The organism is Stenotrophomonas maltophilia group sp. msm4 (assembly GCF_032025605.1).
In the GTDB taxonomy this organism is placed as follows: domain Bacteria; phylum Pseudomonadota; class Gammaproteobacteria; order Xanthomonadales; family Xanthomonadaceae; genus Stenotrophomonas; species Stenotrophomonas sepilia.
In genome coordinates this window covers 775,867-798,497 of the sequence record NZ_JAVSKK010000001.1, presented here as the reverse complement: position 1 = coordinate 798,497, position 22,631 = coordinate 775,867, and the positions used below count along the sequence as shown (strand labels likewise).

Below are 22,631 nucleotides of genomic sequence, written 5' to 3'. Positions count from 1 at the left end.
TTCCTTGTTCTCCATAGTCTGCACACGGTTCACATTGGTTGTCAGATGACAACCCACTTAAAAGGACTTTCGACGTGACCCTAGCCAATTCGCGCTACACGTCCAGAGCCACATCCGTCAGCCCTCCCGTGATGGCAGCGGCAGCGTCCAGCGGCGCTGCAGTGCGTCATGTAACCGGTTACATCCCTTGCTAGCGTAGCGCTCGCCCGATTCCGGCCGAACCTGCGAGGCTGTCCGTAATGACGTTGCGCGCCGAACGCTCCAAGGTCTCCACACCGCCTTTCCCGTTGCGCCCTGCCGCTGCCCTGCTGTTGGCCGCCCTGGCCTCCAGCGCACAGGCACAGACCCTTCCCCCGCGCAGCCAATGGCAGGCCAGCAGTTCCTCGCAGCAGGTGCCGGCGATGGCGATCAGCCACCTGATCGACGGCAACCCGAAGACCGTTACCGGCGGTGCATTCAGTCCGGGCCACTGGTTCCAGATCGATCTCGGCGCGCCTGCAATGCTGGCCGGCGCGCGGCTCACCTGGGATGTCTCCAACCCGGAAGGCTATTCACTGCAGACCTCACTGGACGGCAGGCAGTGGCAGACCGCGTACACGATGGCCGATTCGCTGGGCGACGTGGAAACGCTGTACTTCGCGCCACGGCAGGCGCGCTACCTGCGGCTGGCCAGCCCGCAGCGCACTTCCGACTGGGGCGTGTCGATCTTCGAGATGGAGCCGCTGGACAGCACGCTCAGCGCACGCGTCAGCGGTATCGATGCAGCGCAGGCGGCGGCGCTCTGGCAAGGCGGCGGCACCGTCGCGATGCCGGCCGGGGCAAATGGATCCCATACGTTCGAGATCACGCTGCCGCAGGCCCAATCAACGGCTGGCCTGGTGGTCGACTGGGCCGATGGCGCACGAGGCGCTGCCCGACTACAGGCGCAGGATGCACGGGGCCGTTGGCAGGACCTCGCATACGATGCACAGACGGCCAGTCACCGGCAAAGCTGGCTGGCCGCCACTGCAGCACAACCATTGCGTGCTTTCCGCCTGAGCGTGGACGGCGCTGCGCCGCAGATCGCACGCCTGCGCCTGCTCGGTCCGAAAGCCGTGATGACGCCGATGAAGCAGTATCAGATCGTCGCCAGCGGCGCCCAGCGCGCATTGTTCCCGGCCTCGCTGCAGATGCAGCAGACCTACTGGACGGCCGTGGGTGTGCATGCAGGACGACAGAAGTCGATCTTCGACGAGTACGGCAACCTGGAAGCCTTCAAGGGCGCACCGCTGGTGCAGCCCATCTGGCGCAATGCCGATGGCCAAACCGCCGGCGCCGCCGGGCAGGCCATGCAGCATGCCCTGCGCGACGGCTGGAAGCCGATGCCCTCCGCCACCTGGTCACCGCAACCCGGCCTGCAGCTGCGCAGTGAAGTGTTCGCCATTGAGCGCGATGGCCAGCCGGTGACCTTCCTGCGGCATCGCCTGCAGAACACGGGAAGCACGAAGATCGAAGGCACGCTCAGCCTGGTCGTGCGCCCGATGCAGATGAATCCGCCATGGCAGAACGGCGGGCTGTCCCCGATCCGCGAGGTGACCATCGATGGGCAGGCCCTGCGTATCAATGGCCGCACGCTGCTGCAGTCGCTTACTCCAGTGACCGCATCCGGCGCGGCGCCATTCGGCAAGGATGGCGCAACGGAGATCACCGCAAGTCTCGCTGCCGGCCAGCTGCCTTCCACACAACAGGCGCGTGATGACCAGGGGCTTGCCTCGGCTGCGTTGAACTACCGCGTCTCGTTGGCGCCGGGAAGCAGCGATGCCATCGTGGTCGCGTTCCCGTTGGGCACCGCCGCCGCCGATGCCAATGGCGTGCTGCCCGAAGCGCCTGCGCTGGATCTGGCCACGCTGCCCCGCGATGCCAATGCGGCGTTTGATTCACTGGCCACGCAGGCGTCTGCGGACTGGCAGGCACGGCTGGGCCAGGTCGGCCTGCGCCTGCCCGATCCGTCGCTGGTGGACATGCTGCGCGCGCAGGCCGCCTACATGCTGATCAACCAGACCGGTCCAGCCATGCAGCCCGGCCCGCGCAACTACAACCGTTCCTTCATCCGCGACGGCATGGCCACCTCGGCGGTGCTGCTGCGGATGGGCGAAGCCCGCGTGGCGCGCGACTACCTGGCCTGGTACAGCGAACACGGCGTGCATGCCAACGGCCTGGTCTCACCGATCCTCAACGACGATGGCAGCGTCAACACCGGCTTTGGATCGGACATCGAGTACGACAGTCAGGGCCAGTACGTCGCGCTGGTGGCCGATGTCGCGCGCCTGGACGGCGGACCCGAGTCGGTGCGTGACTACCTGCCGAAGGTGAAGGCCGCGCTGCGCTTCCTGCAGGAGCTGCGCGAGCGCACGCTGGTGCCCGGTTACAAGGCCGACCAGCCTTCGCCGGAACGGTTCGCGGGCATTCTTGCGCCGTCGATCAGCCATGAGGGCTACCCCTCGCCCACCCACAGCTATTGGGATGACTACTGGGGCCTGAAGGGCTGGCACGACGGCGCCTGGCTGGCCGAATCGCTCGGCGACCACCAGACCGCAGCCTGGGCGCGCGAACAATACAAGCTGCTCTACGACGCACTGCATGCCTCGATCCGGGCGACGATGGCGTGGAAGGGCATCGACTTCATTCCCTCCTCGGCCGACCTGGGCGATGGCGATCCCACTGGCGTTTCGATCGCACTGGACCCGACCGGCGCACAGAGCGTGTTGCCCGCCGAGGCGCTGCGGACCACCTTCGCGCGCTATCTGGACGATGTGCGCAAGCGCAGCCAGCCCGGTGCGCTGTACGCCTACACCCCGTACGAGATCCGCAACGTGCTGAGCTATGTGCACCTGGGCCAGCCGCAGGTCGCCGATGAGCTGCTGCAGGGGCTGCTGCATGACCGGCGCCCGCTTCGGTGGCAGGTGCTGGCCGAGGTCGTGCATTCGCGCCTGCGCTTCCCGCGCTACCTGGGCGACATGCCGCATACCTGGATCGGCGCCGAATACGGCCGCACGCTGTTCGGCATGCTGATGCGCGAAGACGATGATGCGCTCTCGCTGCTGCCGGGCACGCCGCCATCGTGGGTGGCGGGCGATGGATTGGCGGTGGAAGGCCTGCCCACCGCGTATGGCACGTTGCAGATGCAGGCACGGCAACGCGACGGCACGCTATCGATCACGCTGGGCAAGGGCCTGCGCAGTGGGACGGCGGTGAAGGTCTGGTGGCCGGCGCGGACGATGCCGAAGACCGTGCGTGTGGATGGGCGCGACGTTACCGCGTTCGATGCAGAGGGCGTGCGCCTGGCAAGACCATTCAGAACGCTGGAGGCGCGTTGGTAGAGCAGCCGAGCATGGCTCGGCTCTACAGAAGCAGCGGTAGCGCCGGGCCACGCCCGGTGTCATTGCAGCGTCGGCAACCCCGGCGGATTGGTCTGCGATTGCGGCACCGCCTCCTCGGCCACGTTCCAGCGCTTCAATGCCTGCGCATAGGTGCCGCTGCCGATCTGGGTGTTCAACGCCTGCGTCACCGCATCGGCCAGGCCGCTGCCCTTGCGCGTGGCCACCGAGATCGCCGCAGCGTTCGGCCAGCCACCGGGGAACAGGCCCACGCGCCGCACCTTGCCATCGCGTGCCGAGTAGGCGCCGGTGGCATTGGGCTCGAACGAGACATCGGCGCGGCCAGTGATCACCGCCAAGCGGCCGACCACGGCGTCATCGAAGTACTGGTACTCCACCGGTTTCAGGCCGGCCGCAATGTTCTGCCGGTCCCACTGCCGCAGGATCTGGTCCTGGTTGGTGCTGGCGCCCACCACGACCTTCAGCCCGGCCACATCAGCGGGTTTCTCGATCTTCTGGATGGGCCCATCGCTGCGCGTGTAGATGCCCAGAAGATCGTAGCGGTAGCTGGAGAAGTCGAACTTCTTCTTGCGCTCTTCGGTCACCGTCACGTTCGACAGCACCGCATCGTACTTGCCCGATTCCAGCCCCAGCGGCCAGTCCGCCCACGCGACCGGCACGATCACCAGCTTCAGGCCCAACGCATCGGCAATCAGCCGCGCGATGTCGGGCTCGATGCCGACCACGTCCTTGCTGTCCGCGCCGTAGTCGGCCAGCGGTAGCTGCCCCGGATGGGTCGCCACGGTGAATGCGCCCGGCGTGACGAAGCGGTAGCCCGCAGGAATCAGGGCCTGCGCCTTCGGGTCGAGCGTGCCCTTCAGCACGGCGGTGTTGGTACCGGCCAGGCTGGTCGCGGCCACAGTGGCAGCCTCCGGGGCCTGGCGCACGCGCGAGTAGACGATGCCGGCGATGCCGATGACCAGCACCGCCACGATCAACAGGGTGCTGCGCGAGGGGCGACGCGGCGCTGCAGGGCTCATGGTGTTCCTTCCGGGGTTACAGGGTCTTGGCCAGGAAATCGGCGGTGCGTTGCTGGCGCGGGCGCTCGAACAGAGCCTCGGGCGTGCCCTGCTCGATCACCCGGCCCTGGTCCATCATCACCACGTGGTCGGCCACGCGGCGGGCGAAGCTCAATTCATGGGTGACAATTACCAGCGTGGTGCCGGAGCGGGCCAGCTCTTCGATCACACTGAGCACTTCGGCCACCAGTTCCGGGTCCAGCGCAGAGGTGGGTTCGTCGAACAGCAGCACCTTCGGTTGCAGCGCCAGCGCGCGGGCAATCGCGATGCGCTGTTGCTGGCCACCGGACAGCTGGCGCGGGAAAGCATCGGCCCTGTCGGCCAGGCCGACCCGCTCCAGCAGCGTGCGCGCCTGTTGTTCGGCCTGCACACGGGGCACGCCACGCACCGCGATCGGTGCCTCGATGATGTTCTCCAGCGCGGTCAGGTGCGGGAACAGATTGAAGCCCTGGAACACCATGCCCACCTCGGCACGCCGACGGCGGATCTCACGCTCAGGCAGTTCGTACAGGGTGTCACCGTCACGGCGGTAGCCGATCAGCTGGCCGCCGACGGTCACATAGCCGCTGTCGGCACGCTCCAGGTGGTTGATCAGCCGCAGCAGCGTGGACTTGCCGGCGCCCGATGGGCCGATCAGCACCGTCACGCTGCCGGCGCGCAGGTCCAGGTTCACATCCTCCAGCACCGGCTGGTCGCCAAACACCTTGCCTACGCCGTGCAGCGATACCGCCGCGCCCTCGCCCGCTTCGACCTGGGGGGCGATGCGCGGGCGGTGGATCGAGCGCTGCGCAGCATCGCTCTGCACGCGCAGCGGCGATGACACGCGCGACGCCGTGCGCTCGCGCTGCAGCTGGCCGCGCGCGAAGCGCTGCTCCACCCGTCGCTGCAGCAGTGAAAGTGCGGTCAGGATCACCAGGTACCAGACCGTGGCCACCATCAGCAGCGGCACCACCTCCAGGTTGCGGCGGTAGATCACCTGCACCGTGTAGAACAGCTCAGGCAGCGCCAGCACGTAGACCACCGACGTGCTCTTGGCCAGGCCGATCACATCGTTGAACGCGGCCGGCAGGATCGAGCGCATCGCCTGCGGCAGGATGATGCGGCGCACCTGGCGGCCACGTGGCAGGCCCAGCGCGGCCGCGGCCTCGTGCTGGCCGTGGTCAACCGACAGAATGCCGCCGCGGATCACTTCGGCCGAGAACGCGGCCTGGTTCAGGGTCAGGCCCAGCACCGCGGCAGTGAACACACCGATCAGCTGCGTGGTCGGGTACGAGAACAGGTTGATGCCGGTGAACGGCACGCTCAGTTCGATGGTGCTGTACAGGTAGCCCAGATTGTTCAGCAGCAGCAACAGCACCAGCAGCGGGATCGAGCGGAACAGCCAAACGTAGCCCCACGACACCGCCGACAGCAGCGGCGAGCCGGAGACGCGGGCCAGCGCAAGCAACGTGCCCAAGGCGAAGCCGAGGCCAGTACCGAGCGCGGTCAGCAGCAGCGTGCGGCCCAGTCCCTCAAGCACCGGGCGCGCGAAGAACCATTCGGCGAAGGTGCCCCAGCCCCAGCGCGGATTGCCCAGCACGGACTGCAGCCCGATCAGGATCAGCGCCAGTGCCAGCACCGTGCCGAAGACCTGCAGCGGATGCCGGGCCGGCACGATCTTCAGCGCCGGCGCTGGCGCCGGCCGGGTTGCAATGCCATCCAGCGCGGTCGAAGGCGTGCTCACGCGTGGGCTCCTTGCAGCTGGGTCTGTGCAGGCACGATGGGGGGCGCCGGTGCCCGCAGGTGCTTTTCGAACGGCAGGTGCGCAATGGTTTCGGGATCCGCATCCAGATCGAACAGCGCGGTGTAACCATGGCTGAGGTACAGGCCAACAGCTTCAGGCTGGCGGAAGCCCGTCGTCAGGAACACCCGCCGATACCCTTGCCGCGCCGCCTGCTCTTCCAGCTCCTGCAGCACGCGCCGCGCAATGCCCTGGCGACGCAGCCCGGGCAGCGTCCAGATGCGCTTGAATTCGGCGGTATCCGGATCACAGTGCGGCATGAACGCACCGCCGGAAATCGCCACCCCGTCGCGCAGCAGCAGCACGAAGGCGCCCACCGGGGCCGCAAAGGCCTGCGCCGGATAGCGCTGCAGCTCCTCGCGGGCGCTGCCACCGATGCGTCGACGCACGTCGGCGTAGCGGCTGTCGTACTCCTGCTCCAGGCCGTCGAACAGCGGCCGCGCCAGTGGGTCATCCACCGAGGTGTACAGGAAGCGTTCGTTGCTGCTCATGCCACGTCCTTCACCAGATAGTCTTCGGCCAGCCGTGCCCACAGGCTGGCAGCGGGTGCAATGGCGGCGTCGTTGAACACATAGCGTGGGCTGTGCAACGGTGCGCTGTCGCCGTTGCCGACGAACACGAAGCTGCCGGGCCGCGCCTGCAGCAGGAAGGCAAAGTCCTCACTGGCGGTGCGCGGTGCGAAGTCGGGCACCACCTGTTCGGCGCCGAAGCCCTGCACCGCCACCTTGCGGACGTAGGCGGTCTGCTGCGGGTGGTTGATCACGCTGGGGAAGCCGCGCGGGAACTCAATCTCGGCGCGCGCGCCGAACGCGGCGGCGGTCTGCTCGGCAAGTTCCGTGACCCGGCGTCGCAGCGTGTCGCGCACCTCGGGCAGGTAGGCGCGCACGGTCAGCTTCAGCTCGACCACGTCCGGAATCACATTGGCGGCCTGGCCGCCGTGGATCGAGCCGACGGTGACCACGCCCATCTGCCGCGGATCGACATTGCGCGACACCACGCTCTGCAGCGCGGTAACGATGTGCGCTGCCGCCAGGATCGGGTCGATGCTGCCCTGCGGCTCGGCACCGTGGCCGCCCTTGCCGATCACCTTCAGCCGCGCCCAGTCCACCGACGCCATCGCCGGGCCATCGACAAAGCCGAAGTGCCCCACCGGCGCGCCCGGCCAGTTGTGCAGCCCATAGATCGCATCCACCGGGAAGCGTTCGAACAGGCCATCGGCAATCATCTTCGACGCGCCCGAACCCGTCTCCTCTGCAGGCTGGAATACCAGCTGCAGGGTGCCGTCGATATTGCCGTGATGGGCCAGGTAATGCGCGGCGGACAGCAGGATGGCGGTATGGCCATCGTGACCACAGGCATGCATCAGGCCCTCGGTCTGGCTGGCGTAGGCCAGGCCGGAGTCCTCGCGGATCGGCAGCGCATCGATGTCGGCACGCAGCCCCAGCCGACGACTGCCCTGCCCGCGCTGTAACGTACCGACCACGCCGGTACCGCCGAGGCCAGTGGTCACGTCATAACCCCATTGCTGCAGAAGTTCGGCCACACGTGCGCTGGTGCGATGCTCCTCGAAGGCCAGCTCCGGGTGCCGGTGCAGGTCATGGCGGATCGCAATGGCGGCCTCGGCATGTGCTGCGATTTCGGGCAACACGCCAGTCGCTGGGGAACTCCGCCGGGCCTGGCCCGGTGCTACTGCGGTTTCTCCGCTCATTGCCCTACCCCACCTTCCGCGCCGGTTCGGCGTCGGTCGCATACCGGCTGGCCTTGTACGGCAGGCCCAGATGCTCGCGCAGCGTCTGCCCTTCCAGCGCGCGCTGGTGGTAGCCCCGCGCCTGCAGGATCGGCAATACCTGGGTCACGAAATCGTCCAGGCCCTCGCGCTGCGCGGCAAAGCCGAGAATGAAGCCATCGCTGGCACCGGCATCGAACCAGCGGATCAGCTCATCGGCCACGTGCTCCGGCGTACCGATGAAGTTTGGTCGCGGGCTCACTGCCTCCAATGCCACCTGGCGCAGGCTCAGGCCCTTCTCACGCGCATCCTGCTTGATGCGGTCGGTGGTGGAGCGGAACGAATTGCTGCCAATGTCACCCAGCTCCGGGAAGGGCGCGTCCGGATTGTACTGGCTGAAATCGTGGTGGTCGAAGAACCGGCCGAGATAGGCCAGCGCATCCTCCAGCGTTGCCAGTGCGGCAATCGCCTGGTACTTGGCTTCAGCCTCCTCGGCAGTACGGCCGACGATGGGGCCGATGCCCGGAAAGATCTTCACGTCATTGCCGCTGCGGCCATGCGCGATCGCCGAATTCTTCACCTTCCGGGTGACCGCGCGGGTTTCCTCCAGCGACGGCGAGTGGGTGAACACCGCGTCGGCGTACTTGCCGGCCAGCGCGATGCCGTCGTCGGACGAACCGGCCTGGAAGATCACCGGCTGGCCCTGCGGCGAACGCTGGATGTTGAGCGGCCCTTCCACCTGGAAGAAGCGGCCCTTGTGGTCGAGGCGGCGGAACTTTTCCGGCGCGAAGAAGATACCGCTGTCGCGCTCGCGCACGAAGGCGTCGTCGTCCCAGGAATCCCACAGCCCCTGCACCACCTCCAGATACTCGTCGGCGATCTGGTAGCGCAGCGCATGTTCCGGGTGTGGCCGGCCATAGTTGCGGCCCGAACCCTCCAGTGGCGAGGTCACCACGTTCCAGCCGGCACGGCCGCCGCTGAGCAGATCCAGCGAGGCGAACTGGCGGGCCACGGTGAACGGATCGCTGTAGGACGTCGACAGCGTACCCGCCAGGCCGATCTTCTTCGTTGCCGTGGCCAGCGCCGACAGCAGCGAGATCGGCTCGAAGCGGTTGAGGAAATGCGGGATCGACTTCTCGTTGATATACAACCCGTCGGCCACGAAGCCGAAGGCGATACCGTTGTCCTCGGCCGTGCGCGCGATGTCGATGTAGAACTGCAGGTTGACGCTGGCATCAGCCGGATTGGACGGATGCTTCCAGGCATGCATGTGGCTGCCGGGGCCCTGCAGCATGATGCCGAACGGAATGTGGCGCGGGGTCGTGCTCATTGGGAATCGCTCCTGCAGGTCAGGCCACCGCCGCGCGCGGCGCAGGCGACAGCAGTTCGAGGGATGTCAGGCGTGCGTCAAGGTCGGCCACCGGCGCGTCGAGGATGAATTCGCCCACGCCGAAACGCCGGTGCAGCGCGTCCAGTTCGCCGCGCACATGCTGCGCATCACCGGACAGCACGCTGGGGCGCGTTTCCTCGATGCGGAAGTCGGCCAAGCCCACCTGGCGCGCGTACTCGGCAGCCGCCTCGGGGCTGGGCAGGTTCACCGCCTGCCCCGGACCGAGGTGCAGCTTGTAGACGCGCAGCGCGCCGATATGACGCGCTGCTGCTTCGGCAGTCGGTGCGGCGAAGGCCACCGTGGCCAGCAGCGGGGGCTGCGAGGAGACGCTGCGGTAAGCGTCGAACGCAGCCTCGATATGTTTCGGGTCGCCATCGAAGTGCGCGGCGTACACGAAGCGCCAGCCCAGCTCGGCTGCTTGCTTCGCGCTCTGTGGGCTGGCCCCGAGCAGGAAGCGCTCAGGCGCCTGCTGTGGAATCGGGCGCGCCAGCGCCTCGGTCGCGGCACCGGACAGATAGCCCTCCAGGTCTCGCAGCTGCTGGTCGAAATCGGCGAATGCCGGGCGTCCCGCCGCCAGCGCGGCGGTCGACGCTGGCAGGCCACCGGGCGCCTTGCCCACCCCCAGATCCACGCGCCCCGGCGCCAACCCCGCCAGCAGGTTGAAGCTCTCTGCAACCTTGTACGGCGCATAGTGGCGCAGCATCACCCCGCCACTGCCGATGCGGATGCGCCGGGTCTGCGCCAGCACCCAGGCTGCCAGCACTTCCGGCGCCGGGCTGGCAAGCGCCGGGGCAGCATGGTGCTCGGCGAACCAGTACCGGTGGTAACCCAGCTGCTCGGCACGCTGCGCCAGCTGCAGGCTGTTGCGCAGCGCCTGTTCGGGCGAAGCACCTTCGGCCACCGGGCTCTTGTCCAGCACACTGATGAGATAGCTCACGGTCGCGTCCTCGCTCAGGGGTGGGCTACAGGAATGCCAAGCAAGCCGTTCAGCGCGGCCAGGATTGGCTCGGCACCGGAGATGTACTGGCGGTCCTGATGCACGCCACTGGCCAGCTCGCTGCGCACACCCTGCGGCAGCACCAGCTTGGGCAACGACTGGTCCTGCTCGCCGATCTCGGCGATCACCTCGCGGCGTGGCCGCGCGAAGCCGATGCGGCGCACATCCAGCTGCGCGTCGAGGCCGTCGATACTCGACAGCGCCCCTTCCAGCAGCAGGCTGTGCCGGCAGAAGAAACGCTGGCCAGGAATCAGGCCATCCTCGAACTCGCGGTCGAGCAGGAACAGGATGGGTTTGCTTGCTGCGTCCAACGCCACGGGAGTGTCCTCATCAGGGCCGGCAATGCGATGCCGCTTCGATTTCGATGCTAGGGATGCCGGTGCTTGCGGTGGCGGTGCCAGGCGACAATCGGCGGTCAGATCCGGCCACGCAGATGCGCCTTGGCCATATGCAAAGCGCCGCCGGTTATGGCATCAGGCGATGCGTCGCAGTGGCGCCGCTACCGCCAGCGCCTGCGTAGCCAGATGCCCGGCCGCACGCTCGGTCGCCAGCGCGATGCGGGCCTGCAACGCTGCACTGTTGATGTGCTCGCCATCAAAGTCGGCAGGCGTGGCATACACCCCGATCGGCAGCGTGTGCGCCTGCAGGAAACTGAACAACGGCCGCAACTGATGGTCGATCACCAGTGCATGGCGCTCGCTGCCCCCGGTCGCCGCCAGCAGCACCGGTGTATCCACCAGCGCCTCCAGCTCGATGAAGTCGACCAGGTGCTTGAACAGCCCCGGATACGACCCCCGATACACCGGCGCGGCCACCACCAGCAGCTCGGCCGCCTCGATCGTCTGCAACGCCTGCTCCACCGCAGGCTCCGCCTCATCGCGAGACAACGACTGCCCCAGCGAGCGCGCGATCGGCGCCAGCTCCACCACCTCCACGCTGGCGTGTACCCGCTGCTGCAACGACGCCAACAGGTGCCGCACCAGCAGCAACGTGCGCGACGTCGCCGAGCTGGTCGGTGACCCTACCACTGCAACCACCTTCAATGCAGAAGACATGAACTGCTCCTCGATGATGCCGAACCCCGTCCGGCCGCCTTTCGCGTTCTGTAGAGCCGAGCCATGCTCGGCTGCTGTTGCCTTTGTAGAGCCGAGCCATGCTCGGCTGCTCCACCTCAGAACCGGTAATTGATCCGCCCGTACCAGAACGTCCCGATCCGGCTCAGCACATCGCCCGAATCCCACGTCGTCTCGATGCTGGCCACATCGGTAGCACTGCGCGCGTACTCCGGCACCTTGCGCGTGCGCTTGTCGAACACGTTGTTGACGCCCAGCGCCGCGCTCCAGCCCGCACCCAGCTCCACCGCACCTGAAAGGTTGGTCACCAGCACCGGCGGCTGCCTGTATTCCACGCCGTTGTTCAGGCGCTTGATCGGGCCGTAGTAGGTGAAGTCGACATTCGAGCGCCAGCGCCCGTTCTGCCAGCCCAAGCCCGCCACCTGGGTGTAGCTGGGCGTGCGGAAGCGCAGTGCGTACTCGCTGGATTTGGTCAGCAGGTTGATATTGGGCAGCCCCTGCAGCGCCGCCGGAATATCACTGACCTTCCGGATCGTGGTGCGGCCGACGTTGGCCGCATAGCTCCAGCGCAGCTTGCCCCACGCCGTTTCCTGGTTCGCTTCCAGGGTCAGCTCGACACCGCGTGTGCGGGTATTGCCCACATTGGTGAAGTAGCTGGCGTAGAACGCATCACCCGGCAGGATGCTGATGCCGGCTGAACCCAGCAGCGCATCGATGGTGTTCTTCTGCGCCGCACTCAACACCGTACCGCTGTTGTCGGTGATGCGCGCTGGATCCTGCGCGTTGTAGCCGATCTGGCTGGACTGGCCGAGCTGGCCGCGGATGTCGATCTGGTAGGCATCCACGGCCAGGTGGAACGCAGGGCTCGGGTCCCAGGTCACGCCCAGGCTGTAGTTGGTGGCCTTTTCCGGCTTCAGCGGTGTGGCACCCAACGCAATCGCCGCCGGCGAAGACACCTGTGCCACCAGCGTGGTGCCGCACGGGCAGCTGCCGGTGGCCTGGTAGAACTGCGCGCCCAGGCTGGGCGCATGGAAGCCGTTGCTGACCGTAGCGCGCACACCCAGCGCATCGGTGAAATCGAAGCGGGTGGTCAGGCGGCCGGTGGACACGCTGCCGAAGTCGGAATGATCTTCCCAGCGTGCAGCCGCATCCAGATACCAGCGCGCGGTGATGTTGCTGGCCGCGCCCACATAGACCGCCTTGCTGTTGCGCGTCGCCTTCACCGCATCGGCGGTGGAATAGCCCACGAACGCGGCGGCACCGAAGCCGGTGTACGACTCCCACTGCCCGGCGCCGCGTTCGTACTGTTCGTGCTGGTACTCGGCACCTGCGCTCACTTCCAGCGGCGAAGCGAATGCCGCCACCTCGAAGCCACGGCGCAGGTCGAGGTTGGCGATGCCCTGCTGGTAGTCCAGCTTGCCATCATAGAAGTCAGTGGGCGAACCAGGGTACGGCAGCGAGTAGTTCACCGAGTTGCGGGTATAGGTGCGTACCGTGCTGCGGTTGCCGGTCAGGCTGGCGTCGTAATCCCAGCCCGCGATCTGGCCTTTCACACCTGCGGTGCCGGTGTACTGCTTCTCCTTGGTTTCCAGCAACGGCAGGAAGCCATCGGGAAACACGCTCAGCACACCCGGCGCCTTGTAGGTGGTGAAGATGGTCGCCGGCAGGCGGAAATTCTGGATCGCCTGCGCGGTTCGATCACTGGCGGTGGCATTGGCGTAGAACTGCGCGCTCTCGCCCAGGCCATGGCCCACGTTCACCGCAAACGCCTTCAGCGCATACGATGGCGAACTGAGGATGGTGTTGGCCTCGGCATCGCGGTTGGCCTCGGCCGGGTTCGGCGATGCGCCGGCCGGCAACCGGTTGTTCGGTCGCAGCGCGACCAGATTGCCGTTGGCATCTACCGCCGGATAGCTCAGATAGCCATCAATGTAGCGGCGGGTACGGATCGCGTGGTGCTGCCGCGTGGTTTCGCCCGACAGGTTGACGAAGCCATCGGCGCCCCACGGCAGGCCCACGTTGGCACGCAAGCTGGTGCGCGCGCCATCGCCATCAATGCTCTGCCCGCTTTCCACGGAAAGCTCGCCACCGTGTGCCTGCGATTTCAGGATCACGTTGACCACGCCGGTGATCGCGTCCGAACCATAGATGGCCGACGCGCCATCGCGCAGCACTTCCACATGGTCGATCGCCGAGACTGGAATCAACGCCAGGTCAGCCCAGGCATGGCCGGGGAAACCGCCGCCGTTGGCACCGCTCACATAGGCACTGGCATTGCGGCGCTTGCCGTTCACCAGCACCAGCGTGTAACCCGGCGAGAGATTGCGCAGCTGGTAGCCACGGATCAGGCTCTCCTGGTCGCTCTGGTAGCCACCGATCTGGCTCAGCGACGGCAGGCTGCGCTGCAACGCTTCCAGCAGGTTGGCCTGGCCGGTCGCAGCAAGGTCCTCTGCGGAAATCACATCGATCGGGGTGGAACTGTTCTTCACCGTGCGCGTGCTGGTGCGCGACCCGGTAACGACCACCGCATCCAGCGTGGACGCTGCCACGTTGGCCGTTGCAGCGGTGGCAGCAGGATCCGCATCGGCGTCAGCCGCATTGCCAGGCGATGCGGCCAGAACGCTGGCGATCAGGACGGCGAGAGTGTTCAGCACAGGGGCGTGGGCAGCAGGCATGGGGGCTCGTGGGGGTGGGCCGGAAACACGCTTCCATTCAAGGGCCTGTTCACCCACCGCGACAGGCGCGATCGCGTCACCCAGCCGTAACATCCGGCCACCCACATGACCGCTGGTAATGACGTTAGGTGGCCGCAACGGTGCGCTGCTGCCTGTAGAGCCGAGCCCACGTTCGGCTGCTCTTCGCGACGGCGTCAGATGCATCCACCCCGCCGGCACTGAACCGAGTGTGGGCGCGGGCCTACAGGAAGGGAGCGACCGCTCCATATGCCTGCCCGGCATCACCTCATGCCCTCGCACCACGCAGCGCCACGCGTCTGCATCCGTAGCATCAAGCCATGCCCAGCCCACCCGCCGATCCCACCGCACCGCTCGTCGCCATCGTTGCCTGCCACGGCCAGGGGCTGTTCGAATTCGGTTGTGCGGTTGGCCTGTTCGCACCGGTGCGGCCAGAACTGGGCGTGGCCTGGTACCGCACCCAGCTGTGCGCGGGTGAACCCGGTGCACTGCGCATGCTCGGCAATGCACAGGTGCAGCTGCCCTACGATCTCAGCACTGTTGATGACGCCGACATCATCGTCATTCCCGGATGGCGCGAACCCAGCGAGCGTCCGCCACAGGCGCTGCTCGATGCACTCGTCCGCGCCCACGCGCGTGGTGCGCGCATCGCCTCGATCTGCTCTGGCGCCTTCGTGCTGGCCTGGGCCGGGCTGCTCGATGGCCGCCCGGCCACCACCCACTGGCGCCTCACCGAAGCGCTGGCACGCGACTTTCCGCGCATCGATGTGCGCGAGGACGTGCTGTACGTCGATACCGGCAGCATCATCACCTCGGCCGGCTCGGCCACCGGCATGGACATGATGCTGCACATGGTGCGCAAGGACTACGGCGCGCGCGTGGCCAACCTGGTGGCCGAGCGGCTGGTACTGGCGCCATGGCGTGATGCCGAACGCAGCCAGCGTGTCAGCCGCGCCATTCCGAATGGCGAGCCCTCGCGTCTGGCAAAACTGATGGAATGGATGCGCCGCAACCTGCGCGAGCCGCACTCGCTGGGCAGTCTTGCCGAGCAGGCCGCGCTCAGCCAGCGCACGCTGCAGCGGCAGTTCCTGGAAGCCACCGGCCTGTCACCCATCGACTGGCTGATCCGCGAGCGCGTGGCATTCGCCCGCGAGCTGCTGGAAACCACCGACCGGCCGCTGCAGTGGATTGCCGAGCAGGCCGGCTTTGGTTCGCAGGAGTCGTTCCGCCGGCACTTCCGCGGCCAGGTGGACGCCAGTCCTACCCAATACCGCAGCCAGCATCGCGGCGGAATTGGCGCGGATCGGTTGGTGGGCTGCTGATCCAACGCATCACTCCCCGGTGATGCGTGAGGAAAGGCTCACGGCAGGCTATGGCGACCCACGTATAGTGACGGGCGTCACAAGAAGCCCCTTCCATGCTCCACGCATTTGCCTACTCCAGCCACATGTCGGCTGGGCTTTCCGATGAAATGCTCCGGCAGATCGTCTCCCGCTCTGCCACGTTCAACCGTCGCGTGGACGTTACCGGAGCGCTGCTCGTCGACGGGCAGCGGTTTTTCCAGTACGTCGAAGGTCCGCCCGACGGCCTGGAGGCGGTCAAGCACCGCATCCATGACAGTCGCTCGCATGCTGCCGTCGTGCCGGTACTGGACATGGCCATCAGCGCGCGTGCTGTTCCCTATTGGGCCATGACCCGCATCGACACCGGGCAGGTCGTGGTGTCCGGCCTGGTCAATGCGCGATGGGACGAATTTGGCCATGCCGTTCCGGGCATGGATCAGCTCGTCGGCCTGCTGCGTCCGCACTTTCCGCGCATCGGCCCGCTCAGTGCGCACCATGCGTCCGTCGGATCCAGCTGAACCGCCGCCCTGCGCGCGTAGTCCCACGCGGCCGCGTACTCCCTGCACACGTCATCATTCAAGCCGCGTTACCCATCGTTCCTGCCAGATCCACAGCATGCCTGTACCCGCTCAACCTTCAACGGAAACACGTCCCTCGCCCGCCGAGTTGTTCGAGGTTGTCGTCCTGCGTGCAGGCACCGCCCTGTTCGCGATCGACGTACAGCTGGCCGTGGAAATACGCGGCCCCGAGACCTTCGGCCCTGCGGACCAGCATGGCAGGCGGAGCCTGGAGGTACGGGGGCAGCCGTTGCCGGTGGCCGACCTGCGCAGGCTCAGCGGGCAACCGGCATTCGATGGCGGCAGCCCAGCCATGCTGTTGATCACCGCCGGCACCGCAACCCTGGCGCTGGCGGTAGATGAAGTGCTGGAAATCGAAACACCGGACGCAACGCCAGACGTATCCGCGCCTGCCGAGGGTCGGGTGTTCAATTTCTGCAGCGGGCACGTTCGGGTGGATGCCACACGTTCGGCTGCGCTGATCGAACCGCAGTCGCTGCTGGCCGCGCTCGCGGTGCGGGACTGAGGCGCCTCTGCTCAAGGGCGCCTGCGAACCGGTTCAAACCGCATGCGCCAGCACTGCGCGGCAAAGCCGATCACAAACACCACCGCCAATCCCAGCAACGTGTGCAGCACCACCGGCGCCATCGGCGCCGCAGCAATCGGATGCGCTGCCGGCAACCGTGTCAGCGTTTCATTCACGCCTGGCACCAGCGACAGCAGGAAGCTGAAGGACAGCGCAAACGTCGACACGTAGGGTGCGGCGCCACCCAGCCAGCGCAGCCGGCCGGCCAGCACGCCGCCGAAGGCGATCAGCAGCACGATCACTCCGAATGCGTGGCCCGGGTTGATCCCGCCCGTACTGGAGACGGTGAACGACGTTGCCACCGACAGCACAAGCCCGAGCAGGTACAGCTTGCCGGAGCGTGTCGCGGGGTCGATCGCGCGATGGCGAATGAAGGCATACAGGGCGGCGAACACCGGTACAAGGCTGACGGCCGTGTGGATCACGCCCAGCGTGGACAGAGAGTGCGACATGGAACATCTCCAAGGGTTGATTGAACCTACTAGTAGGTAGACTTCTGAACCAAAGAAAAGGCCTACGTTGCCGCAGGCCCACCACACATCTATCAGGCAGCCGCGCTCACCCGCGCGATGGCCAGCCGTGCCAGCGCAGCAAACGTCGCCGCATCGCCGAAACCGCGCGCGGCCAGCATCGCGCCATGCACCGATGACATGAACGCCTTGGCCTCATCGGCCACCGAACCCTGCAGGCGCAGTTGACCCAGCGCCGCGCCCTTTTCCAACGTGAGCGCCAACCAGCCACTCAAATCATCGAAATGCCCGCGTACTTCTTCGGCAATCTCCGCAGGGATCATCGGCGCCTCTGCCGCCAGCATCGCGCAGATGCAGAACGAAGACGTGCCACCGGCAATACAGCTCGACCAGTAGTCCACATACGCGTTGAGCTCCTGCAACGGGTCGTCCAGCTGCCGGTCCAGCAGCGCCAGGCCTTCGCGCGCCTCGGCCCGGTACAGCTCAACCACCGTGCGCACCAGGTCCACCTTGCTGGGGAAATGGTGATGGATGCTGGCCTTGCTGATGTTCACCCGCGCCGACACGTCGGCGTAGCTGAAACCGTTGTAGCCACCGGCCTCCAGCAGCGAACGGGCGTGGGCCAGGATCTCCTGGGCTTTGGGCGAGAGCGACTCTTTCATGCAGCCAACCTACTAGTAGGTTGAAGCGCTGTCAACTCCCCGCAGCCGGGTGGGCAGCATCTGGTAGTGCCGGCCGCTGGCCGGCCACTGCACGCACCCAACTCCACCGGGATGCCGGCCAGCGGCCGGCACTACCACATCCGGGCGTTCGTGGCCGGTTTTGACATGCAGGTATTTACCTGCATATAGTCCACTCAAGGGCGGCGCCTGCCGGCCCATGCGAGGAACCTGCAATGGTGGATATCGCACACCGGGTCGGCATCAAGGTCCCCGCAAGCCAGGTGTATCAAGCACTGGCCACCCCACCAGGCGTCCCTGGCCGGCCCTGCCGAATGGATCGGCACCCACGTGCGCTTCGCGCTGAAGCAGGAAGGCGACTACTGCATCGTCCTGTTCACCCACGAAGGCTGGAAGGAACGCGTCGAGTTCACCTCCCACTGCAGCACCAAGTGGGCGGTCTTCCTGCTGAGCCTCAAGGCCCTGCTGGAAACCGGCAAGGGTCAGCCCAATCCACACGACATCAGGATCGACAACTGGAACTGAAGACGCCCCGCATGAATGCAGACAAGGTGTTCAAGGCACTGGCCGACCCCACGCGTAGAACGCTGCTGGACCTGCTTTGCGAAGACAACGGCCAGACCCTGGGCCAGCTCTGCGAACACCTGGACATGGCCCGGCAATCGGTCACCCAGCACCTTGGCCTGCTGGAAGACGCCAACCTGATCAGCACGGTGCGCCGTGGCCGCGAGAAGCTGCACTTCATCAACCCGGTGCCGCTGCATGAAGTCTACGAGCGCTGGGTACGCAAGTTCGAGCAGCAGCGCCTGAGCCTGCTGCATGACCTGAAACGCGAACTGGAAGGAGAATGACGATGTCCGCAGAGACCACCCGCTTCATCCACGTGATCTACATCGCGTCCACGCCACAGAAGGTGTTCGAGGCCATCACCCGCCCCGAGATCGCCAGTCGCTACTGGGGCCACGAGAACGTCTCGGACTGGAAACCCGGCTCGCGCTGGCAGCACGTGCGCGCCGACGAAACGCGCTCGGTCGAGCTGGTCGGCGAAGTGGTGGAAAGCACCCCGCCCTCGCGGCTGGTCATCACCTGGGCCGCCGCCTCGCAGGCCGACGACCCGGACGCCTACAGCCGTGTGACCTTCGAGATCGTGCCCTACCAGGACATGGTGCGGCTTACCGTCACCCACGACGAATTGGAACCCGGCAGCGGCATGGATACCGGCATCCGCCAGGGCTGGCCGATCGTGCTGTCGAGCCTGAAGTCGCTGCTGGAGACCGGCAAGGGATTGGATGTGTTTGCGAAGCCGAGCTGAGTCGTGCCGCTATCGGCGGCGGAGCGCCATCCGCCGCCTGCGCCACCATCCGCTCAATCGCTCACTGTGCGCGCGCGCCCGTATTGTCCGTGCACATCCTGCTTGATCCAATCCGCCAGCAGGCGCAGATAGCCGTCGGTGATCCGCGTCGACACGCGGTTGCCCTCGGCATCGGTACGGAACTCGACCATGCCATGGTCGGTGTCGGGGAACAGGTAGGTCTCGATCGGCCGCCCTGACGCGCGCAGGCGCCCCAGGATGGTGCGCGTGGCCGCAATCGGTGCGGCCCGGTCCTGTTCGGCCAGCACCCATAGCAACGGCACCTTCAGGCGGCGCAGCGCAGCCTCGGCGTCGTAGTCCCAGATCAGCTCCAGGTTGTCGAAGCGCGCGCGACCGATCCGGCGCAGGTCAGCGTCGCTCATGCGCAGCATGTCACCGCTGTATTCACCACTGATCGTCTTTGCCCACGGCGCGTCACCGATCTTCGCACGCACCCTGGCCAGCGCCTCGAAACCTTCACTGAAATGCGTGCGCATCAGCTGCGCGGTGGCCTCTGACAGCTGCCCGACCTGCTTCATGGCCGCCGGATCCAGTTGCAGGCGGTGCGCCTCGTCGAACAACTGCTCGCGGTCCTCCTCGATGGGCGAGACCACCAGCCCGAAACCGATCGCCACGAAATCCGCCTGCGAACGCGTGGCCGCCAGCGGCGCGATCCAACCGCCCTGGCTGCCACCGAAGTACCCGGCACGGCCGAAGCGACCTTTTGCCAGTTCCCGCGCCTTAGCAAGCGCCGCCGCTGCGTCGTCAGCGAGCAGCTCGAAGTTCTGCGTGTACTCGCCTTCCGAATCGCCGGTGCCACGCTTCTGGTAGGCGAACACCGAGATTCCCTGCGCCACCAGCATGCGTTGGTAGATCGCCGCCACCGCCATCGTGCGTTCCGAGCCATGCACCAGCACCACCAGCGGCCGATTGGGATCGGCCGGACCGGCGGGTTCGATCAACTGCCCGACCAGCTTGGTTCCGGCACTGGTGAAAGTTGCATCGGTATCGCGGGTGGGCAGTCGTTGCCAGCGCTGCGTGGCCCCCGCAGGCGAGCTGACGCTGACCACATCGCCGCTGCAGCTCACCGGCGCGTTGGCATCGCCGGTGGCGCCACGTCGCCCGTCCAGCATCAGATAACGCTGCCCCGTGGCCGGTGCCGCGGCGGGTGCGCCCAGCACCACGATGTTGCCCTGCCCGTCACCGTAGGCACTGACCGTGCACAGCTCGGCGGCTGCAACCGGCAGGCCCGAACACACCAGCACCGCGCTCAACAACGAACGACTCTTCCACCCTGCCATGCCCGTCCCCATTACAGTAAACCCGCGTCGCGCAGGCGCCGGGCGCAGCCTAGCGCGTTCGTTCGCCAGATTCATGCTGCACCCGCTCGCCGTCGCCTTCTGCCATAGCCATACTGGAAGGACGATACGGACTTCAGAACGCCATGCACCCACACTTGGAACACATCGGCACCACCCGCATCCTGCGCGTGGAGCCGCAGGGCCCGATGCTCGATGCCGGCGCCCTACGCAACCTGGTCGGCGATGCCCTCGGGCACCAGGCCGAGTGGATCGCCGTGCCGGTGCAACGCCTTTCGGCGGACTTCTTCGAGCTGCGCTCCGGCATGGCCGGGCAATGGCTGCAGATGCTGGTGAACTACCGCCTGCACTTCGCCGTACTGGGCGACGTCAGCGCCTACCGCGCACAAAGCCCGTCGCTGGATGCATGGATCACCGAGTGCAACCGCGGCCGCGACGGCTGCTTTGTCGCCGATTGGGATGCCCTGCTGGCGCGTCTTCCCGTGTCGGCCAGCTAGCGCGCCGTCCAGCCCCCATCCACCGGCAGCGCCGTGCCGGTGATCTGGGCAGCGGCATCCGAGGCCAGGAACACCACCATCCCGCCCAGTTGCTCGGGCGTCACGAACTGCAGCGAAGGCTGCTTCTCGGCCAACAGCGCGCGAGCGGCGGACTCCTGATCCGTGCCTTCCTTCTCCGCCAACGCGGTGATCTGCTGCTCGACCAGCGCCGTTCGCACCCAGCCTGGGCAGATCGCGTTTGCGGTGATGCCGGTGCCCGCATTCTCCAGCGCGGTCACCTTGGTGAAGCCCACCACGCCATGCTTGGCCGCCACATAGGCCGACTTGTTCACCGAGCCGACCAGCCCGTGCACCGACGCGATGTTGATGATGCGGCCGGCGCCCTGCTGCTTCATGTGCGGCAGCGCCGCCGCCGTTGCATGGAACACCGCCGACAGGTTCAGCGCAAGGATCGCATCCCACTTGTCGACCGGGAATTCCTCGATCGACGCGGTGTGCTGGATGCCCGCATTGTTCACCAGGATGTCGATGCGGCCCATCGTCGCCACGGCGCGGTCGATCATCCCGCGCACCGCCTCGCCCCGGGAAAGGTCCGCGCCATCGTGCACCACCCGCACGCCGAACTCAGCTTCCAGGCGGGTACGGATGCGTTCGATCTCCGCCGCATCGCCGAAGCCATTCAGCACGATATCGGCACCTTGCCGCGCCAGCGCCGTGGCGATGCCAAGACCGATACCGCTGGTGGAGCCGGTGACCACCGCAACCTTTCCACTGAACATGGGTGAGCTTCCATTGGGCGTAGGTGGCCAGTGTAGCTTCACCGGCGCGCCCCTTTAAGCGACGCTACCTTGGTCAATCAACGGTTAGAACGCGTTGGGTACCCGCGGAGGGAAGTGTCCAGCGTTCATTCAAAACGGTACACCTCAGAGGGGGCGCAGTCGTGGCCTGCTAGCGATACTGTCCGACTCCCACATAGGGCAATGCATCCATGCTTTGCCCGGCGGATCGAAATCGAACAGGTCCGAAAATAGCTTCTGCAGCCGTTCTACTCCCCCCACCGCCAACCGGGGGGGGGCGCCTTTCATCCAGCAGATGAGGACGAGGACCAACACTACGGCCCACGTGTAGAGCTGAAACGCGATGGGCTCGCGAAATGGAGAGAACAGAAACGGACCCGCCAGCAGCAGGCCGAATGCGACTGCGTACACCAGCCAGCCCTGCCACGCGCACGGCATCCCCCAACCCCATCCGTACTTTTTCCTGGTAAACCAGTACTTCCTGCTGATCATTGCAATCTTCCTCGATGGCCGCCGGTCTCACGTACCTGATCCAAGCATGCTTTGAGCTGTTCGTGAAGACGTCGGTCCAGAATCAAGTCAGTATCCCCTCTGGTTGTGACGAGAACAGAGCTACGGTCCGTGCGCAGCACGAAGACGTTGCGACCGTTCTGCATGCGGAACTTGCCAAGTTCAACGCCCCCTGTGCTGGTCCCAAGTTGCCGGTGAGGCAGCGTGATCCTTGAAGCATCGGAAGCGTCCTGCCACGAGACACTGGAAAGCGGGAGCTGCAGTCGGACAAACGCTGCTGACCCAATCAGCTGGCCATCTGTAACGGCGATGTACGCTGTTCGCGCTTGATATACGAGGCCAAAGGCAACTAAGACAACAACGGCCAGCGCCGAGCCGAGCGCAATATTCCTGGCTGGCACCCCGCCAGAGCGGGATGCAAACCATA

At 66.4% G+C, this 22,631-nt stretch carries 21 protein-coding genes and 1 pseudogene; 8 read left to right on the top strand and 14 right to left on the bottom strand.

The genetic code is table 11. The features are described 5' to 3' along the window. The first annotated feature begins 239 nt into the window (after positions 1 to 239). On the top strand, positions 240 to 3,359 hold the full coding sequence (locus ROV93_RS03795; protein WP_180890601.1) for a discoidin domain-containing protein: 3,120 nt from the start codon (positions 240 to 242) through the stop codon (positions 3,357 to 3,359). 59 nt (positions 3,360 to 3,418) lie between these two features. Here the strand turns inward: ROV93_RS03795 and ROV93_RS03790 are convergent, their stop codons facing one another. The 9 genes from ROV93_RS03790 to ROV93_RS03750 form a co-directional block, all read right to left on the bottom strand. Beyond that, the gene (locus ROV93_RS03790; protein ID WP_072168942.1) at positions 3,419 to 4,396 is read right to left on the bottom strand and encodes an ABC transporter substrate-binding protein; all 978 of its coding nucleotides are present in this window, start codon (positions 4,394 to 4,396) and stop codon (positions 3,419 to 3,421) included. Positions 4,397 to 4,412: 16 nt separating this feature from the next. After that, the gene (locus ROV93_RS03785; protein WP_072168943.1) at positions 4,413 to 6,158 is read right to left on the bottom strand and encodes an amino acid ABC transporter permease/ATP-binding protein; all 1,746 of its coding nucleotides are present in this window, start codon (positions 6,156 to 6,158) and stop codon (positions 4,413 to 4,415) included. Continuing rightward, a complete protein-coding gene (locus ROV93_RS03780; RefSeq protein WP_072168944.1) occupies positions 6,155 to 6,706 on the bottom strand; it encodes a GNAT family N-acetyltransferase in 552 nt (183 codons plus the stop codon). Before ROV93_RS03780 ends, ROV93_RS03785 begins: the two co-directional genes overlap by 4 nt. Continuing rightward, complete coding sequence (locus tag ROV93_RS03775) at positions 6,703 to 7,923, bottom strand: M20 aminoacylase family protein (protein WP_080376958.1); 1,221 nt, start codon at positions 7,921 to 7,923, stop codon at positions 6,703 to 6,705. The genes ROV93_RS03780 and ROV93_RS03775 overlap by 4 nt, the downstream gene beginning before the upstream one ends. 4 nt (positions 7,924 to 7,927) lie before the next feature. After that, a complete protein-coding gene (locus ROV93_RS03770; protein ID WP_072168946.1) occupies positions 7,928 to 9,271 on the bottom strand; it encodes an LLM class flavin-dependent oxidoreductase in 1,344 nt (447 codons plus the stop codon). A gap of 19 nt (positions 9,272 to 9,290) precedes the next feature. Then, complete coding sequence (locus ROV93_RS03765) at positions 9,291 to 10,268, bottom strand: MsnO8 family LLM class oxidoreductase (RefSeq protein WP_312538562.1); 978 nt, start codon at positions 10,266 to 10,268, stop codon at positions 9,291 to 9,293. Between the two features lie 14 nt (positions 10,269 to 10,282). After that, positions 10,283 to 10,645: a DUF3088 family protein gene (locus ROV93_RS03760; RefSeq protein WP_072168948.1), complete on the bottom strand. Its 363-nt coding sequence runs from the start codon at positions 10,643 to 10,645 to the stop codon at positions 10,283 to 10,285. 156 nt (positions 10,646 to 10,801) lie between these two features. Next, on the bottom strand, positions 10,802 to 11,383 hold the full coding sequence (msuE, locus tag ROV93_RS03755) for an FMN reductase (protein WP_072168949.1): 582 nt from the start codon (positions 11,381 to 11,383) through the stop codon (positions 10,802 to 10,804). Positions 11,384 to 11,499: 116 nt separating this feature from the next. Next, a complete protein-coding gene (locus ROV93_RS03750; RefSeq protein ID WP_072168950.1) occupies positions 11,500 to 14,076 on the bottom strand; it encodes a TonB-dependent receptor in 2,577 nt (858 codons plus the stop codon). Between the two features lie 338 nt (positions 14,077 to 14,414). Between ROV93_RS03750 and ftrA the strand changes: the two genes are divergently transcribed. From ftrA to ROV93_RS03735, 3 genes are all read left to right on the top strand, one after another. After that, positions 14,415 to 15,416, top strand: a complete 1,002-nt coding sequence (gene ftrA, locus ROV93_RS03745) for a transcriptional regulator FtrA (RefSeq protein WP_072168951.1) — start codon at positions 14,415 to 14,417, stop codon at positions 15,414 to 15,416. Positions 15,417 to 15,511: 95 nt separating this feature from the next. Continuing rightward, entirely contained in the window at positions 15,512 to 15,955 is a 444-nt protein-coding gene (locus tag ROV93_RS03740) for a BLUF domain-containing protein (protein ID WP_088497288.1), read from the top strand. Between the two features lie 148 nt (positions 15,956 to 16,103). Further along, positions 16,104 to 16,520 (top strand): chemotaxis protein CheW, encoded by a 417-nt coding sequence (locus ROV93_RS03735; protein ID WP_245884996.1) that lies wholly within the window; start codon positions 16,104 to 16,106, stop codon positions 16,518 to 16,520. Positions 16,521 to 16,531: 11 nt separating this feature from the next. Here ROV93_RS03735 and ROV93_RS03730 read toward each other — a convergent pair whose 3' ends face one another. Continuing rightward, entirely contained in the window at positions 16,532 to 17,032 is a 501-nt protein-coding gene (locus ROV93_RS03730) for a hypothetical protein (RefSeq protein ID WP_072168954.1), read from the bottom strand. Between the two features lie 92 nt (positions 17,033 to 17,124). After that, a complete protein-coding gene (locus ROV93_RS03725) occupies positions 17,125 to 17,712 on the bottom strand; it encodes a TetR/AcrR family transcriptional regulator (RefSeq protein ID WP_072168955.1) in 588 nt (195 codons plus the stop codon). Positions 17,713 to 17,945: 233 nt separating this feature from the next. On the opposite strand from ROV93_RS03725, the pseudogene ROV93_RS03720 reads away from it, so the two are divergent. The 3 genes and pseudogenes from ROV93_RS03720 (at position 17,946) to ROV93_RS03710 (ending at position 19,042) form a co-directional block, all read left to right on the top strand. Beyond that, a pseudogene (locus ROV93_RS03720) lies at positions 17,946 to 18,255 on the top strand (SRPBCC domain-containing protein). 11 nt (positions 18,256 to 18,266) lie between these two features. Then, on the top strand, positions 18,267 to 18,581 hold the full coding sequence (locus ROV93_RS03715) for a metalloregulator ArsR/SmtB family transcription factor (RefSeq protein WP_005416268.1): 315 nt from the start codon (positions 18,267 to 18,269) through the stop codon (positions 18,579 to 18,581). A 2-nt stretch (positions 18,582 to 18,583) separates the two neighbouring features. Continuing rightward, a complete protein-coding gene (locus ROV93_RS03710) occupies positions 18,584 to 19,042 on the top strand; it encodes an SRPBCC family protein (protein WP_088497286.1) in 459 nt (152 codons plus the stop codon). A 53-nt stretch (positions 19,043 to 19,095) separates the two neighbouring features. Here the strand turns inward: ROV93_RS03710 and ROV93_RS03705 are convergent, their stop codons facing one another. After that, positions 19,096 to 20,382 carry an alpha/beta hydrolase gene (locus tag ROV93_RS03705; protein WP_072168957.1) on the bottom strand — a complete coding sequence of 429 codons (1,287 nt, stop codon included), beginning with the start codon at positions 20,380 to 20,382 and terminating at the stop codon, positions 19,096 to 19,098. 143 nt (positions 20,383 to 20,525) lie between these two features. Between ROV93_RS03705 and ROV93_RS03700 the strand changes: the two genes are divergently transcribed. Continuing rightward, entirely contained in the window at positions 20,526 to 20,897 is a 372-nt protein-coding gene (locus tag ROV93_RS03700; protein WP_072168958.1) for a DUF4180 domain-containing protein, read from the top strand. Here the strand turns inward: ROV93_RS03700 and ROV93_RS03695 are convergent. After that, positions 20,894 to 21,676, bottom strand: a complete 783-nt coding sequence (locus ROV93_RS03695) for a 3-hydroxybutyrate dehydrogenase (protein ID WP_072168959.1) — start codon at positions 21,674 to 21,676, stop codon at positions 20,894 to 20,896. The genes ROV93_RS03700 and ROV93_RS03695 overlap by 4 nt on opposite strands. 144 nt (positions 21,677 to 21,820) lie before the next feature. Next, a complete protein-coding gene (locus ROV93_RS03690; RefSeq protein WP_255299209.1) occupies positions 21,821 to 22,186 on the bottom strand; it encodes a hypothetical protein in 366 nt (121 codons plus the stop codon). Positions 22,187 to 22,631 lie beyond the last annotated feature (445 nt).

Bases quoted from the DNA above. Each gene is read 5' to 3' on its own strand.
- ROV93_RS03690 (WP_255299209.1), bottom strand. From the start codon at position 22,186: ATGATCAGCAGGAAGTACTGGTTTACCAGGAAAAAGTACGGATGGGGT.
- ROV93_RS03715 (WP_005416268.1), top strand. From the start codon at position 18,267: ATGAATGCAGACAAGGTGTTCAAGGCACTGGCCGACCCCACGCGTAGA.
- ROV93_RS03740 (WP_088497288.1), top strand. From the start codon at position 15,512: ATGCTCCACGCATTTGCCTACTCCAGCCACATGTCGGCTGGGCTTTCC.
- msuE (WP_072168949.1), bottom strand. From the start codon at position 11,383: ATGTCTTCTGCATTGAAGGTGGTTGCAGTGGTAGGGTCACCGACCAGC.
- ROV93_RS03790 (WP_072168942.1), bottom strand. From the start codon at position 4,396: ATGAGCCCTGCAGCGCCGCGTCGCCCCTCGCGCAGCACCCTGTTGATC.
- ROV93_RS03775 (WP_080376958.1), bottom strand. From the start codon at position 7,923: ATGAGCGGAGAAACCGCAGTAGCACCGGGCCAGGCCCGGCGGAGTTCC.
- ROV93_RS03700 (WP_072168958.1), top strand. From the start codon at position 20,526: ATGCACCCACACTTGGAACACATCGGCACCACCCGCATCCTGCGCGTG.
- ROV93_RS03695 (WP_072168959.1), bottom strand. From the start codon at position 21,676: ATGTTCAGTGGAAAGGTTGCGGTGGTCACCGGCTCCACCAGCGGTATC.
- ROV93_RS03780 (WP_072168944.1), bottom strand. From the start codon at position 6,706: ATGAGCAGCAACGAACGCTTCCTGTACACCTCGGTGGATGACCCACTG.
- ROV93_RS03795 (WP_180890601.1), top strand. From the start codon at position 240: ATGACGTTGCGCGCCGAACGCTCCAAGGTCTCCACACCGCCTTTCCCG.
- ROV93_RS03730 (WP_072168954.1), bottom strand. From the start codon at position 17,032: ATGTCGCACTCTCTGTCCACGCTGGGCGTGATCCACACGGCCGTCAGC.
- ftrA (WP_072168951.1), top strand. From the start codon at position 14,415: ATGCCCAGCCCACCCGCCGATCCCACCGCACCGCTCGTCGCCATCGTT.
- ROV93_RS03770 (WP_072168946.1), bottom strand. From the start codon at position 9,271: ATGAGCACGACCCCGCGCCACATTCCGTTCGGCATCATGCTGCAGGGC.
- ROV93_RS03710 (WP_088497286.1), top strand. From the start codon at position 18,584: ATGTCCGCAGAGACCACCCGCTTCATCCACGTGATCTACATCGCGTCC.
- ROV93_RS03725 (WP_072168955.1), bottom strand. From the start codon at position 17,712: ATGAAAGAGTCGCTCTCGCCCAAAGCCCAGGAGATCCTGGCCCACGCC.
- ROV93_RS03750 (WP_072168950.1), bottom strand. From the start codon at position 14,076: ATGCCTGCTGCCCACGCCCCTGTGCTGAACACTCTCGCCGTCCTGATC.
- ROV93_RS03705 (WP_072168957.1), bottom strand. From the start codon at position 20,382: ATGGCAGGGTGGAAGAGTCGTTCGTTGTTGAGCGCGGTGCTGGTGTGT.